Below are 14,884 nucleotides of genomic sequence, written 5' to 3'. Positions count from 1 at the left end.
ATAACCATCTGTCCCTCAGCTTCGTCATAGGGTTGGCGGGCCCGCCAAACGACAGATGGAGGAGATCCCCGTGATCGAGATTGAAGGGCTGTGCAAACGCTACCGACGCCACTGGGCGCTCCGGGATTTGGAGTTAACCGTGGAGACCGGCATGTTCGGGTTGCTCGGCCCAAACGGTGCCGGCAAGACCACGCTGATGCGCATCCTGGCGACCCTGCTTTGGCCCACGTCCGGAGAAGTGCGGATTGACGGGATTGCGCTACGACAAAATCCGGACGAAATCCGGAAACGAATCGGCTATCTTCCTCAGTTTTTTCAGATCTACCCGCAAATGACGGCCTGGGAATTCCTAGATTACGTCGCGGTCCTGAAAGGGTGGACAGACGCCCGCAAGCGCCGGGAACAGGTGATGGAAGTTGTGGAGCAGGTTCACCTCGCCGATCGGGTGTCGGACAAAGTGAAGACCTACTCCGGCGGGATGCGCCAGAGGCTGGGCATTGCCCAGGCTCTCCTCGGCGATCCCCAAGCGTTGATTGTGGACGAACCCACGGCGGGGCTGGATCCCGAAGAGCGGGTGCGGTTCCGGAATCTGCTGGCCACCTTGGCGCTGCACAAGACGGTGATCGTGTCCACCCACATTGTCGGCGACATCGAAAGTTCCTGCCGCCGGGTGGGCGTGCTCGATCAGGGGAGGTTGGTGTTGGCCGGCGGTCTTGGGGACCTACAGGCTTTTGCCGAGGGGAAGGTCTGGGAGGTCCGGGTGGGGGAAGAGCGGCTGCCGGAGTTGGCCCGGTGGCAGCTGATCTCCACCCGCCAGGAGGGCGATGAGGTGGTGTGCCGGGTGATTGCCGACGAGCCTCCGCTCTCTGGAGCGAGGACGGTGGAGCCCACCTTGGAAGACGGGTACTTGGCTCTTCTCAGCCGCAAGGGAGGGGATCGCCGGTGAAGGCCTGGCTGAGCACGTGGAGAATCGAAAGCCGGTTCTTGTGGACAAACCCGTTTCTGCTCTTGATCGCCTTGGGCTATGGCCTCTGGTTGGCCGTCATCCTCTCCCGGTTGGGCCCTCCCTCCTCCGAGGACATTTACCGGGCGGTGTACGGGTTTCACGAAATATGGCAAACCCTCAGTCTGGGATTGGCGATGTGGCTCGGCATCTGGCTCATGCGGCGGGATGTGATGCGGCCGAGTTATGAGTGGCTCGGGGCCTTGCCCGTATCCCGGGTCGGCCTGATCGGGGCCAAATATCTGGCGGGTTTCTTGTATCTGAGCTTGTTCACCGCCTTGGTTGTCGTGGTGTTCGCCTATTTCGGCCGGGTGCGGGAGTTGCCCTGGGACATTTTGTCGCGTCACCTCGGTTTTTTCGCAGTCCGGGACGAGTGGTCGTACATGGTGACCTTGGCCCTGGCGATGTTCCTGGCAGTGGCCATTCCGGGGCGGCTGGTGTACCTGATCGGATTTTGCGCCTGGGTGTTCGGGACATTTTTCTTGGATAAAATTGTTATAGGGATGAAAGATTGGTATTTTCTCAAGACCTTTCATCTCAACCAGTGGTTTGGCTACGACTACATCGTCGGTTACGAGGCCTGGGGATATCCACTGATTTCCCGGGAAATCGCCCTGTCCCAGGTGTTTGTGGCGGTGTTCGCGCTCTGGCTGGTGGTGTCCGCAATGGCATGGCTGGCCCACCGCTGGCCCTCCACCCGGCGAAAAATGGGGCTGGCGGCGGCTGCGGCGTTGTTTGGGGTGTCGGGGGTGGCTTACGTCCCCTATGGCTTGTGGTGGAAAGACCGATACGACACTCGAGGGACGATCCAACAGTGGACCCCGCAGGAGCATGGGGCAACGCCAGTTCACACTTCCTTTCCCGTGCAGTCCTACTCGATATCGGCGGATCGGGCAGTGGATGACCGATTGACTGTCGTTGCCGACATGACCCTTCGGCCGCAGAACCTGGAACCAGGACAAACGGTGACCTTCACCCTCAACCGTTTATTTCAGATCGACCGGGTGACGGTTGACGGCCAAGAGGTGGCCGTGAGCCGAGATGTTGATCATTTCAGCCTGCCGCGCGCCGCCTTCGGCCAGGGGCCGGGGCCGGTGACGGTGCGGGTGCGCTACAGCGGCAAGGTCTACGATTGGCTCACCTCGCCGGGGGAGCGGTTTGCGGCGTTCGTGCGGGGGAACGACGTCTATCTGCCTTACACCCAGGGGTGGTATCCGCTTCCGGGGAAGGAGACGCTGAAAATCCGGGAACCGAGCTATGTCCAACTGGCTTCCCCGAACGATCTGGAGTTGCAGCCCGCAGACTTCCGGGTGGTGCTTAGGGGCTTTGAGGCGCCGGTATTCGCCAGCGTTGCTGGGCACCGGGGTCCCGCGGGGGAGATGGTATTCGCCGGAGATCAACTGGACGGCGTGTCGCTGTTCGGTGGCACGATCATCGAAGTGCGGGCGTCCCAGGGCGGCATGCCGGTCATCTGCAGTCCTTCTAACGCCGTGGAGGCCCGTCGCTTTGCGGCGGGATTGGATCGGGCGAGAAATTATGTCCGGCCCTGGTTGAACCCGCCGGAAGGCCGGGCTCGCCGGGTGATCTATCTTCCGGTCCGGCCTTTGGGGGCGGTGGGGGATTATCCCCTGTGGCCGGCAGTGATGAGCGGGGATAGTTTTCTTGCCGGGGAAACCCAGTATCACAATCTGGACGAATACAGGATGGCGGAGGTGGTGTCGGCCTGGCTGTACGGTATTCCGGATGTCCAGCATGGATTTTTGAGCGATTCGCGGGGAGAAGGGCCCGGGCGGGACTCTCTGACCGAGGACATCGGCCGGGCGCTGGTGTACGTTGTTTTGCGGGAAGGGGTTGGAATGTCTCCGGAGCAGGCGCTGGCCGCCGTGGGGGGTATGAAGGATGTCGTCCGCCGTCCCATCGATGATGCCCTGGACGCCGGGCAGGCCGAGAAGGTGCGCCGGGTGTTGAAAGGGTTTTATGATCGGACGCTCAGAGGGGTGACCGGACGAGACGCGAATTTGCCGGTGATTCCGGCGCAACAGTGGCAGGAAGCCTGGAGGGGAACGCCATGACCCTGTGGCTAAAGGAGTGGCGGTCTTTGCGGTCAGCCATGGCCGCGGCCATGGCGGGGTATGTGATGGCCGTGCTTGTGCCGTTGATCCTGGCGGACAGGCCGCTGAACGTGTTTTATTACAATGAAATGGGAGCGGTTCTCCTGGCGATCATGGCGAGTGGGACACTGTTCCAACGAGAGTTGTCCGGCAGCCAAATGGAGTTGTTTGCCACTTATCCGACATCCTTGGCGGGTATGGTGGTGCGCAAGGCGGCTTGGGCCTTGGGGACCGTCCTGGTGTTTTGCCTCATATGGACCCGGGTGTATCTTTGGAAATTTCCGGGGATGGTGTCGTCCATCCCCATTCCTTGGTCGGGCACCCAGCCCGGGGCGCCGGTGACGGAGATTGATCTGTTAATCCTGGCGGTGCCGGGATATTTGGCAGTCATCGGGATTGCCCTGGTGTCGATGGTGGCGGCCAAGCGGACTCACATCGGGCTTTTGATCGGCTTTGGCCTCTGGTTGTGGCAAAGTCTAGAAGGACCCGGCCTGGGAAATGCGAGTTTGTTCACGGCATATTTGCCGCAAAATGCTCCGCTTCTCGCCAATCGGTTGGCCTGGGCGGGGATCGGAGTGGTGTGCGTTGCCCTTGCGGCTGGTTTGGCGGAACGAAGGGAGCGATGGGTCGGTGTCGATTCGCCTGAGTAGCCCGGAAGGTCCGCAGGATTTCTCCGCAGGCGAAGCGTCAGCACGTCACCTTGGGCGCACTTTCCTCCGCCCGGGCGTTGGCCGCAAGGGCGAGGGCCTGGTCCAAATCCTGGATCAGGTCGTCGACGTGTTCAAGGCCTACAGACAACCTCAGAAGAGAGTCCGTGACGCCGAGGCGCTGTCGTACATCTGGGGGAACGTCCGCGTGGGTCTGGACCGCCGGGTAGGTGATCAGGGATTCGGTGCCGCCGAGACTTTCCGCGAAAGTGATCACCCGCAGGTGCGCGAGGATCGGAGGCACCCACCGGTTGTTCGGCACTTCAAAGGCAATCATCCCACCCCACCCGCTGGCCTGTGCCCGATGCACGGCGTGGCCGGGATGGTCCGGCAGTCCGGGGTAATACACCCGGGATACCCGAGGATGTGCCCTCAGCCACTCGGCCAGGGTCCGGGCATTGCCCTCATGCCGGTCCATGCGCACGTGGAGAGTCTTTATCCCCCGCAACAGCAGCCACGCGTCCTGAGGACCTAACACCGCGCCGATGGAATTTTGAATAAAAGCCAGGGAATTCGCCAACGCTTCCGACTTTACGACTACTGTACCGGCCAAGACATCGTTGTGTCCGCCGAGATACTTGGTGGCCGACTCGACCACGATGTCTGCGCCCAGTTCCAGGGGCCGTTGCAGGTACGGAGTCATGAAGGTGTTGTCCACGATGAGCCAAAGCCCGCGCTCGTGGGCCACTTGTGACAATCCCTTAAGGTCGGCGATTTTGAGAGTGGGATTGGTCGGGGTTTCCACGAACAGCGCCCGGGTGCGGGGGCGGATTTGCTTGGCCACGGCCTGCAGGTCGGAGGTGTCCACATAGGTGGTTTCCAGGCCCAGCGGGCGAAAGAACCGTTCGAATAAACGGTAGGTGCCGCCGTAAAGATCGTCCGAGAGCACGAGATGATCTCCCGGGCGGAACAGGCGGGCGATGGCGTCGATGGCCGCCATGCCGGAAGCGAAGGCAAACCCCCGGCACCCCCCGTGCAAGGCGGCGATCGTTTCTTCCAAGGCCAGGCGGGTCGGGTTCGAGGTTCGGGTGTAATCGAAACCGGTGGAAGAACCGAGGCCTGGATGAGCGTATGTGGTGGCGTGGTGGATGGGTAAAGAAATCGCTCCGGTGGTGGGATCACGGCGGTTTCCCGCCTGGGAACATCGCGTGTCAATGCGCATGCCTAACCCTCCTGTGACTCCGGTGGAAACCCGTTCCAGAATGGAAAAACCCACTCTTGAGGGGAGTGGGTCGTCAACAAACGTCGATTCTCCGGCACTCCTCTCATCTCTCAGGCCGCTCACGCAGCCTGCAGGAATTGGCACCTCTCCGGGCATTCCGGTGGTTGCCGGGCTTCATCGGGCCAGTCCCTCCGCCACTCTGGATAAGAGTTCACCGATTCGATTGTTGAATACACCATATCATGGAACGATCTTTTTGTCGAGAGCGTTCAGCGCCCCAGGGCGGAGTTGTCATATTCAAAAATCGCCAGGCGGTTCAACAAATCCTGCAAAGGATCGGCCGCGGGCCGCAGGGGTGACTCGTTCGAGTGGAAAGCCTCCCGGGCGGCGATGCTCGTCAGGGTACCCCGAGGCAGGACCGTGTCGCCAGGGCCTGCCGGGGCCGGCAAATGCAGGATATCTGTCAGAATCGGCTGGAGGCGGTTCCAACGGACATAGCCGTTGTGGTCGGCGCTGACCTGAACGGTGGTCCCGCCGAAGGGATATTGTTGGGCCGGGGTGGGCACGGCGCCGTCATTGGCGGGGTATCCCAAGGCTGACAGGGCGGCATAGCCCGCCCGGAGAAAAGGGCTGCTGATCGTATCGGCTGATGGGATGCTCCCCACCACAGACACCACCCGGAGAGCGCGAAGGGCGGGGTTCTCGCTATGTAAATCGGTCACTTCCTGCCGCACCTTTGCCGGAGTAAGGCTGCGATCCGCCGCCGCGCCGAACCAGGTAGCGGGAATCGGCGAATCCTGGGGCAACTGGACCACGCGGTTCAAAAGGTTTGCCAACGGGCTCCCGCCCCAGGGGGTACCGAGGCTGATCAGGGCCGCGGCGTTCAGGGGCCGGTACTCGCCCAAGGCCACGTAGGCATCGAGGCCCCCCATGCTGTGGCCGATGAGGACCAAGCGGCCGTCGATACCCGGGACTTGTTGGCGAAGGACGCTGAGTTGGCCCGCCAGCAGATGGCCGTTGGCAATGAAATCGGCGTCCGGGTCCAACTTCACCGTGGCCACGTTATAACCGGCCGCATAGGCTTCGCGGTATACGTCTGTAAATACCGACGCATCTTCATAGATCCCGTTGATAAACAGGAGAAGTGGACGTTTCTCATCGTGGATGTGGTAAAATACAGTTCCGACGGGATTCCGGCGGACCGCGTCCACCGTGAATTGGTCGGGACTCGCATCGACCAACCGAATGTGGTGTGTGACCTTTGGTGTCAAAGAGCCGACCTCGCCCCCGACGGTAATCGGGACGCCGGGGTTCTCAGCGGCCAAGGGTTCCCCATCGGTGATCGCCGGATGGGTATAGGAATAGGCGAACGCCTGGCTCATCCCCATGGCGGCAAAAGCGACGGTCACGCTCAGGATCTGGCGAAGCTGTTTACGGGTGTCCAACTCTTTGTCACTCCCTCGATCCGGAAGAATTCCGCGTTGTTGTGTCTCCGGAGAGCTTCGGCACAGCCGTGCGCGGAGATTCAGTGAACCGCCGGATCATGGGTTCCGGAGCATCTGCGCGAAGTCGAGGAGGGCATGGTCGATCGGCTGTTCATCGCTCTTGTCATGTCCATCCTATCACAGACCCCGGTGTTCATGGAACGGGGAGAAAAAATTTCGGTGCGGAAATATAGGGCGGGAGGTGTCGGGGGAACTTGGGGAATTCTGTGTTCCGGAATCGTTACGATAGGGTGTGGGAGGCCGGGCGCCTGGCTTTTTGCGTGGAAGGAGACCGGGCCTATGGCCCGGGATCGGAAACCCCTGAAGGAGACTGGGGGTGGAAAAACAAAGCGGGCGGGCACCGTTCTGGAACACTTTTGTTGCCAAGCGAACAGGGGTTTTGGAAGGATTTTTTCAGGCGGCGTCGTAAAATGTTTGGTGATGGAGCTATTTTCTATAGGGGTCAAAATATACAGAAATGAGGGTCGGCAGATGGATTTGACGAATGCAGTACCCGGGCGACCGGACGGGCAGCTCCAGGATTACGAGGCCGCCCGGCGGGTGTCGTGGGAGGAAGAAGCGAAACAGTTCACCTGGTGGAAGACCGGCCGGGTCAATGCCGCGTTTGAGGCGGTGGACCGGCACGTGGAACAGGGACGCGGCGATGCGCCGGCGATTTTATATTACGACGGGGTCCGGGATGAAACCTGGAGTTTTCGCCGGTTGCGGGACGATGCGGCCCGATTCGGGGATGCACTGCGGCGACTTGGGATCGGTCGCGGAGACCGGGTGTTTTTGTTCATGCCCAAGGGTCCAGAACTGGCTGTTGCACTACTCGGAATTATCCGCATCGGAGCGGTGGCCGGGCCGCTGTTCGAAGCGTTCATGGAGACAGCGGTGCAGGACCGGTTGGCAGACAGCGGTGCCGCTGCGGTGGTGACGACGCCGGCCTTGCGCCCCCGCATCCCCAGGGAACGACTTCCCGAGCTGCGCCACGTGATCTTGGTGGGGGCGGAGGCGTCGGATGCTGAGGCGGGAGAATGGTCCTATACCGAACTCATGAAGGAAGCCTTTACCGACTCGCCTGTAGAATGGGTGGATCGGGAGGCGCCCATGCTTCTTCATTATACCTCTGGATCCACCGGTAAACCCAAAGGGGTCGTCCATGTGCACAACCTGATGATCCACCAGTACCGGGTTGGGCGGTGGGTTTTGGATCTGCGCCCCGGCGATATTTATTGGTGTACCGCGGATCCGGGATGGATCACCGGAACGTCGGCCGGTCTGTTCGCACCTTGGCTTCACGGCGTTCCGGTGGTCATTCGGGGCGGGCGATTCCAACAGGAGGGTTGGTACGAGACTGTCGAAAAATTCGGCGTCACGGTCTGGTTCAGTGCCCCCACGGCATTCCGCATGTTGATGGCCGCCGGCGATGAGTTGCCAAAACGCTATAACTTGTCATCGCTCCGGCACGTCCTCAGTGCCGGGGAGCCGTTGAATCCCGAAGTATTTCGCTGGGGATTACGGGCCCTGGGAAATCGCATCCACGACAACTGGTGGATGACGGAGACGGGTTGCACGATGATCACGAACTACCCCGCTCTGCCGATCAAGCCCGGTTCCATGGGCCGGCCCCTGCCGGGAATTGAGGCGGCCATTTTGAACGATCAAGGCCGTGTTCTCGGTCCAAACCAGTTGGGGAACTTGGCCATTCGCGCCGGGTGGCCGGGGATGATGCGAGCCATCTGGAATAATGAAGAGAAGTACAAGCAATATTTTCCGTTTGAGGGTTGGTACATCAGTGGGGATTCCGCCTATCGGGACGAAGACGGATACTTCTGGTTCCAGGGTCGGGTGGACGATGTCATCAACACCTCCGGGGAGCGGGTTGGCCCCTTTGAAGTGGAAAGCAAATTGGTGGAGCACCCGGCCGTAGCTGAGGCCGGGGTGATCGGCAAACCCGATCCGGTCCGAGGGGAGATCATCAAAGCCTTTATTTCCTTGCGGCAGGGCTACGCGCCCACGGAGGAACTCAAAGAAGAGATCCAGCAGTTCGTGCGCAATGGCCTGGCGGCCCACGCCATGCCCCGGGAGATCGAATTCCGGGACAAATTGCCCAAAACTCGCAGTGGCAAAATCATGCGTCGGGTTTTGAAGGCGTGGGAACTGGGTCTGCCGACCGGGGATTTGTCCACGATGGAGGATTAAGGCTTTCTGATGCACAAGCCGGGGTCCGGGTTTCACGGGCCCCGGCTATTTTTTGGCCTCTTGCCCGGTGGAGCCCAACCGGCCATCCCGGGTGCACTCTGCCCTCGGCCCAGAATATCGAGGGCTTATTCATTGATGCATAACTCATGTTCAAATGCATGACACCCGCGGCCGGAAGGACGGAAAGCGCCCGGTTCTGGCCCGGGTGTTATTGGCATCATTTTTGCTTATTCCTTTTGCGGTGCGTCATGATATAGTCAGAAAATCTATCATATCGGGAGGGGAGAGCGACGTCTTCTGTGATAAAAACTGACTCGAAAACTAGGGATTTCGACATCAGCGAAGCAACATGTGCGGGGGAAAGGGCGGGATAGATGAATGCCTGAAGAACATTTGGAACCTGGACAACTCAAACACAATGTCCTGAATCGATTCGATTCCGTATTAATTGCCGTGGCGGGGTCGGCGCCCGCCTACAGTTTGTCGGCGTCGACAGTGGCTTTGGTGGCGGCGGTGGGATTGCTGGCACCCGGCGCCATTCTGTACGGCGCAATCCCAATGTTTGGGATCGCCCTGGCGTTTTTGTACCTCAACCAAGCGATGCCCAACTCCGGGGCCAGTTACGTGTGGGTGGGACGCATTCTCCACCCGTGGCTCGGGTTCCTGAGCGGATGGAGCTTGTTGGTCAGCGCGGTCTTGTTCATGATGGCCGGGGCGATTCCGGCGGGGACGGCAACTCTAGAGTTGTTAAGCCCGGATAAAACAGACAGCGTGGTCTGGGTGACCGTGGTTTCGGCGTTCTGGTTTCTGGTGATGAACGCCTTGGTCATGGTAGGAATTCACATTACCAACGTGGTTCAGCGGATTCTGACCAGTATTGAAGTGATCGGCCTCATCGTCCTGGCCGTGGGAGGGCTGATCCACGCTTCCCATCAGGTGGCCCACCCCTTCTCCTGGAGCTGGTTTTCCCTCGGCGGCTACGGAAATCTCTCGACGTTTTTGGGGGGACTGTTAATCACCTGCTTTTATTTTTGGGGATGGGACGTGAGCTTGAACCTGACGGAGGAAACACGGGCAAAGCGAGTGGCTCCCGGCCTCGGTGGGGTGCTCGGGACATTGATCATCGTCGCCCTGTTTATCCTGTTGCAGGTGGTCATCCAGCTCAACCTCGGAGACAAGCCTTTGGCGGATGAAGCGGCGAATATTATTCCTCTTCTCGGGGAGACGATTCTTCCCAAGCCCTGGTCGTACATCGCCCTGATTGCGGTCATGATCAGTACTGTGGCCACCCTGGAGACCACGCTCATCCAGGCGACCCGGACTTTGTTCGCCATGGGCCGGGACAAGACGGTCCATCCTCGGTTTGCCGTGCTTCACGCGAATTGGCAGACACCGGTGCTCAGCAACATCGTCATCGGCGTTCTCGGCATCATTCTATTCGTGGTTTCTAACCTGTCTGCCAGCGTGAGCGATCTTATGACCAGCGCGATCAGCGCCATCGGGCTTCAGATCGCCTTTTACTACGGGCTCACCGGTATCAGCTGTGCTTGGCATTACCGAAAATCTTTTACCGAATCTTTCGCCGCCGGGATCTTCCGGCTGGTCTGGCCTTTGGTGGGCGGGTTGGTGTTGCTTGCCATTTTCGTCATGAACGTATTTACGCTCTCGTTCCAAGAGACGGCCATCGGGCTGGGGCTGATCCTCGTCGGAATCATTCCTTTGTTGGTGGCCAAATTCAAATACCACAGTCCGTATTTTGAGGGCCATGTGTTTGAACCGGATGCCGAAGAATGGTCCGGCACGAAGGAAGCTACAGTTGCCGCTGAAACTGTCAAGCGCGGTTGATCCGATTCTGGCGCCGGGCGGGCCCCCGGGAGAAGTTCCTGGGGGCTTTTGTTGTCCCTTCACGTTCCTTTGGCCAACGTATTCTTTCAGAACCTCCGGCCGTATCTTATCGAATTGCACCCCATGGGCACCTGAACCAAGAAAAGCGCGCGCTTCCACCAGGGTGGTCACTTCGAGAAAAATTTTCTTTTCCACGGCAGCGGCCTTGAGTTCCTTGATTTTTTTCTGCACCTCCTCTTTCGAGAGAAAAAGTCGATGTTCTTGAAAAATGAGAACCGTTTCGGAAAGTCCCAACCGGTGGGGCCAACCGCCCCCGGCCCTCACCGCCTTGACAGCCAGAGCCTTCGTTCCCGGGATCTGTTTTCTCGTCGCCAGGATCTCCAGGTTCGGGTTGACCGCTTTTGCCTTTGCTACAAGCTCATAAGTTCTCGTGGCGACTCCCGAATAATATTCGAAAAGATTCGCTCCAACTTTCCAGACCCTGTGCAGGTCTTCACTTGAACCCCGCAAAACGAAAATGATTTCCCCCTGGCTCACTTTTGATCCCGATCGTACAGATTGTTCTGTATACATCATTTTTTCTTTGCTCCGGTCAAGCCGTCCGAAGTGATAAAATGGACGGTGGCGGGAACCGGCGGTCCCTCATCGAGGACGGCGTACGGGAGGTGACGGTATGACGGCGGGCTTGGTGTGGGTGGAGTCGGAAGAGCACATCGAACAGCTCCGGCAACTCTTTGTGGAATACGCCGCGTCTCTGGAGTTCGACCTGCATTTTCAGAATTTCGAACGCGAACTTGCCGGTCTCCCCGGGCAATACTCGCCGCCCGACGGCCGCCTTCTCCTGGCTTGTGCAGACGGAAGACCGGCGGGGTGCGCGGCGCTGCGAAAGTTTGCCGGTCGCGACTGTGAGATGAAACGGTTGTACGTGCGCCCGGAGTTCCGCGGCCGGGGCATCGGGATAACCCTGGTCCTCGCCCTCCTCGAAGAGGCGCGAAAAATCGGCTATTCCCGGATGTTGCTGGATACGGTCCCCTCGATGGAACGGGCGATTCGTCTGTACCGGGGGCTGGGGTTCAAAAGGATTGAGCCATACCGTTACAATCCGATCGAAGGCGCCGTGTACATGGCCCTGGACCTGTAGATCCAGGGCCGCCGAAGCCGTCATCGTTGAGCCACTTTCAACAGCCCATCCGCTGCCCGGTCCAGTCTGATGCGCTGCTCACGGCTGAGCTTCTCCAGCCAACGCCGGGGGATCGCTTCAACCCCCCAAAAGATTCCGGCCAGTCCGCCGGCGATCGCCCCGATGGTGTCCGCATCTCCGCCGAGGTTCACCGCCCTGACCACCGCGTCTTCGAAGTTTTCGGCCTCCAAAAATGCCCATACGGCACACCGCAAACTGTCCACGGTGTACCCGGTCGGTATCAGTTCGTTCTCCCTGGCCGTGGCGGTCGCGGGTTGCGGAGGTAGCACGGCCAGAGCGGCTTCCTCGCCGGGGGGAATTCAGGGTCAGGAGGGGGAGCGGTGGTATCAACAGTTGCCGGATTATGATGTCTGTCGCCAGCACCCGCGAACACGTGATTTCCACGGGAACGGTCAGGCTGCTTACGAGTGATAGGCGGTGGGCTTTGCTCCATGATTCACATGCTATCGCCCGGAGCGGCAAATTCGAACACAATATGGAAACAGACGGAGCGCCTAAAGGGGGTGTTGAGCATGACGGATTTGTGGAAAGCTGTCAGAGAAGAAGGGATGCAAGAAGGTTTGCAGAAGGGTTTACAGGAGGGGTTGCAGAAGGGTTTGCAAGAGGGTCTGCAGAAGGGTCTTCAGCAGGGGCGACAGGAAGGAAAACGGGAACTGGTTGAGCAGATGCTGAGACGGGGCGTCTCGGTAACGGACATCGTGAAGCTTACGGGAATGCCGGAGGAAGAGGTTGAGGCGATTCGGCGGGAGGCGTTGCAGTAAGGGCGCAAAGTGGCATTCGATGCGGTTCAACCATGAGACCTGGGTCGGTGTAAAAACCAGTTCTACATCGTTTTCTGCAGCCCATTCAGTCTTCTTGCTGGACGAGACGTGCCCATACAGTTTATCCGCTTTCAGATCCAGAGCCGCAAACAAGTGCCTCACCCCGTGGGTGCGGCGGTACGTTGCCGGCAATCGATCGGGCCGACTTTTCGGGTACCATCCGCAACCGGAAAACGGCTGGATGGACAATGTCATCATCGGCGATAACATCCCCAATAACACCGATTTGTGATTTTCCAAAAAAACGACATGAATTCCCCCAAATATTGAGATAGACCTCATTGTCAAGACATTTTTTAGCCCTAAGTGTGTTGGGCTGCCTGAATATAGTTATGAGATTAGGATGTATTTTCCATTTCTCGATCATCCCTCGATCATTCTGGTGGAGGACTCCCTTCTCGTTGTCCGGTCTCTTGGGTCCATTCTATCAAAATCCGCCCAGAGGACTCCCGCCTCTTTAGGCGGGTGGTGAATGGGCGGTCCGGACGAAAGTCCGGCATTAAGCGAAAGCGAAGGCGGGAGAGGCTTCACTCCTCGATCCGTTGCTCCGCAGCCAGGATCAACACAAGCGCCAGACTCCGAATCCGCCGCGAACGGCGGTGATACACCGGCGCAGGTCCAGCGATTGTTTGAGAGTTCAAAAGCCCCCGTTGTTCTGGGATTCACGTTTCGGTGTGTGCCTGAAAACTGTCGGACTCGGGAATCGAAAACGTGAGATAAAGAAAAAAAGACTTTGTAACAATGTAAATATCAAAGATAATCGAATGTTACGCCGGAATCTGGAACGTGACTTTTATCGATGCGTGCCAAACAATAGGGACTATCTAGCATCAGATATCATATAAGATATATGATCGGAGTGGGTGTGATGCCGTTCATTGAGGTGATCATGGAAGCCGGAAAATTTTCAAAGGATGCGAAACGGACGCTGGTGGAAGGCATGGTCGGGATCATGGATCGGGTCCTCCATTCCAGGGTGGAACAGGTCCGGATCGTGCTGCACGAGGTCCCAGAAGAAAACCTATTTGACGGTTCGGCAGTTGTTTCGGAACAGTCGGTGGATCAACGGCAGGAGGGCGGAATTATCCCGGTTGATGAGCGGGAAGATTCCTCGGCTGTGGATTGAACTGCCCCGGAAAGGGAAGACGGCGGAAAGTGGTTGAGGAGAAAGACGGGTTCACAGCCGAGAAGAGGGGATATTTTGATTGAATTTTACATTTAAATGATGAAATTCCGATCTGATGTTTGATTTTACAACGGTTGAACTGGGGGCCCGGAAATGGATAGTCGGGAATTGCGTTCCTGTTTCGGTCGGTTCGCGACCGGGGTCACGGTGGTGACCTATTCCGCGGAAGGGGAACGGTATGGGATCACGGTCAACTCATTCACCTCGGTGTCGCTGGATCCGCCCCTGCTGTTGGTGTCGATTGATCGGCGGGCCAAGGCCTGCGGCAAGCTCGAGGGGAAGCCGTTTGCCGTGAATATTCTTGCGGCCGACCAACGGGATCTGGCCATGCACTTTGCCGGACGCACCCAAGATGGGCTGGATGTGAAGTGGGAGGAAGGTGAAGTGGCGTCCAGGTTGGGAGGTGTCCTGGCGTGGATCGAGTGTCTGCCGTGGAAGTCGTACGACGGCGGTGATCACGTCCTGTATCTCGGAGAGATCAAAAATTTCCATTATCGCGACGGTGATCCGTTGATTTTCTATGGGGGAAAGTTCACCAGTCAGCCCTTGCTGATCGAGGGCTCCGCATGAGGCCGTTCTCCGGTGACTCTGCCGCCGTGCGTTCGATTCGCATGGTATTCCCCGGGGGAATGATGATCGATGGGTGACCGGGTTGGACTTTCGAGGACCGCCGCATGTGACGCGGCGGCGCAGGGACTGCCGCTCCTCGTCTTCTTGCGGCGTGCCCGGCGCGGTCGGCGATCCAAAGGGTCGGAGTGGACAACAAAAGGAGAGGGAACCATGGGCATTGAAGATGGAGTGCGAATGTCGGAGACCGCCGCTTCTCAAGGCAGGGTGGCGTCATGATTATTGTGCGCGTTCACCTTCTGCGCGGCCGCAGTGCCGAACTGAAGCATCGATTGTTGCGTGAACTGACGGATCATGTGGCCGTCACTCTCGGGGTGGATCCTCAGACGGTTCGCGTGTTCATTGTGGAGCTTGAACCGGATAACTGGGGGATCGCCGGGGTGCCCGTCAGCCTGATCCGGGAGGGGGGAACCTCCGGCACGAACCGTCCGGAAGATCGAGTGGAAGCGGTTCCCCGGGCGCAGTAGTCGGACGGGAAACCGCGTCTCCGGAACGAACCGCGAGGGAAGTCTGTGGGGAGGTGATTGGT

13 protein-coding genes, 1 pseudogene and 1 riboswitch are annotated in these 14,884 nt (G+C 58.9%); of the genes and pseudogenes, 10 read left to right on the top strand and 4 right to left on the bottom strand.

All coding sequences use genetic code 11. The features are described 5' to 3' along the window. Positions 1-70 precede the first annotated feature (70 nt). The 3 genes from BTUS_RS10505 to BTUS_RS10495 are packed head-to-tail and all read left to right on the top strand — an operon-like array spanning position 71 to position 3,764. Positions 71-946 (top strand): ABC transporter ATP-binding protein, encoded by an 876-nt coding sequence (locus BTUS_RS10505; RefSeq protein ID WP_013076058.1) that lies wholly within the window; start codon positions 71-73, stop codon positions 944-946. Beyond that, the gene (locus BTUS_RS10500) at positions 943-3,075 is read left to right on the top strand and encodes a hypothetical protein (RefSeq protein ID WP_013076057.1); all 2,133 of its coding nucleotides are present in this window, start codon (positions 943-945) and stop codon (positions 3,073-3,075) included. Before BTUS_RS10505 ends, BTUS_RS10500 begins: the two co-directional genes overlap by 4 nt. Continuing rightward, on the top strand, positions 3,072-3,764 hold the full coding sequence (locus tag BTUS_RS10495) for a hypothetical protein (protein WP_013076056.1): 693 nt from the start codon (positions 3,072-3,074) through the stop codon (positions 3,762-3,764). Before BTUS_RS10500 ends, BTUS_RS10495 begins: the two co-directional genes overlap by 4 nt. 37 nt (positions 3,765-3,801) lie before the next feature. Here the strand turns inward: BTUS_RS10495 and BTUS_RS10490 are convergent, their stop codons facing one another. Both BTUS_RS10490 and BTUS_RS10485 read right to left on the bottom strand, forming a co-directional pair. Beyond that, complete coding sequence (locus BTUS_RS10490; RefSeq protein WP_013076055.1) at positions 3,802-4,983, bottom strand: trans-sulfuration enzyme family protein; 1,182 nt, start codon at positions 4,981-4,983, stop codon at positions 3,802-3,804. A gap of 100 nt (positions 4,984-5,083) precedes the next feature. Continuing rightward, positions 5,084-5,193: riboswitch (SAM riboswitch) on the bottom strand. 59 nt (positions 5,194-5,252) lie between these two features. Next, entirely contained in the window at positions 5,253-6,428 is a 1,176-nt protein-coding gene (locus BTUS_RS10485) for a lipase family alpha/beta hydrolase (protein WP_013076054.1), read from the bottom strand. 531 nt (positions 6,429-6,959) lie between these two features. Between BTUS_RS10485 and acsA the strand changes: the two genes are divergently transcribed. Together acsA and BTUS_RS18870 are read left to right on the top strand one after the other, a co-directional pair. Further along, a complete protein-coding gene (gene acsA / locus BTUS_RS10480) occupies positions 6,960-8,675 on the top strand; it encodes an acetate--CoA ligase (RefSeq protein WP_041305716.1) in 1,716 nt (571 codons plus the stop codon). A gap of 378 nt (positions 8,676-9,053) precedes the next feature. Continuing rightward, complete coding sequence (locus tag BTUS_RS18870; RefSeq protein ID WP_013076052.1) at positions 9,054-10,520, top strand: APC family permease; 1,467 nt, start codon at positions 9,054-9,056, stop codon at positions 10,518-10,520. A 78-nt stretch (positions 10,521-10,598) separates the two neighbouring features. Here the strand turns inward: BTUS_RS18870 and BTUS_RS19265 are convergent. Continuing rightward, positions 10,599-11,093: pseudogene (locus BTUS_RS19265) on the bottom strand (ModD protein); the annotation flags it as partial. Positions 11,094-11,193: 100 nt separating this feature from the next. Here BTUS_RS19265 and BTUS_RS10470 point away from each other — a divergent pair. Beyond that, a complete protein-coding gene (locus BTUS_RS10470) occupies positions 11,194-11,661 on the top strand; it encodes a GNAT family N-acetyltransferase (protein ID WP_013076051.1) in 468 nt (155 codons plus the stop codon). Positions 11,662-11,681: 20 nt separating this feature from the next. Here BTUS_RS10470 and BTUS_RS10465 read toward each other — a convergent pair whose 3' ends face one another. After that, on the bottom strand, positions 11,682-11,990 hold the full coding sequence (locus BTUS_RS10465) for an ADP-ribosylglycohydrolase family protein (protein WP_041304129.1): 309 nt from the start codon (positions 11,988-11,990) through the stop codon (positions 11,682-11,684). A 243-nt stretch (positions 11,991-12,233) separates the two neighbouring features. On the opposite strand from BTUS_RS10465, the gene BTUS_RS10460 reads away from it, so the two are divergent. The 4 genes from BTUS_RS10460 to BTUS_RS10445 all read left to right on the top strand — a co-directional run bounded on the left by BTUS_RS10460 (position 12,234) and on the right by BTUS_RS10445 (position 14,822). Then, positions 12,234-12,482: an RpnC/YadD family protein gene (locus BTUS_RS10460; protein WP_041304127.1), complete on the top strand. Its 249-nt coding sequence runs from the start codon at positions 12,234-12,236 to the stop codon at positions 12,480-12,482. 928 nt (positions 12,483-13,410) lie between these two features. Beyond that, positions 13,411-13,668 (top strand): tautomerase family protein, encoded by a 258-nt coding sequence (locus BTUS_RS10455; protein ID WP_013076050.1) that lies wholly within the window; start codon positions 13,411-13,413, stop codon positions 13,666-13,668. Between the two features lie 153 nt (positions 13,669-13,821). After that, a complete protein-coding gene (locus BTUS_RS10450; protein ID WP_013076049.1) occupies positions 13,822-14,298 on the top strand; it encodes a flavin reductase family protein in 477 nt (158 codons plus the stop codon). Positions 14,299-14,570: 272 nt separating this feature from the next. Further along, a complete protein-coding gene (locus BTUS_RS10445; protein WP_013076048.1) occupies positions 14,571-14,822 on the top strand; it encodes a tautomerase family protein in 252 nt (83 codons plus the stop codon). Positions 14,823-14,884 lie beyond the last annotated feature (62 nt).

This window comes from Kyrpidia tusciae DSM 2912 (genome assembly GCF_000092905.1).
Taxonomy (GTDB): Bacteria; Bacillota; Bacilli; order Kyrpidiales; family Kyrpidiaceae; genus Kyrpidia; species Kyrpidia tusciae.
This window is presented reverse-complemented; position numbering and strand designations above follow the sequence as displayed.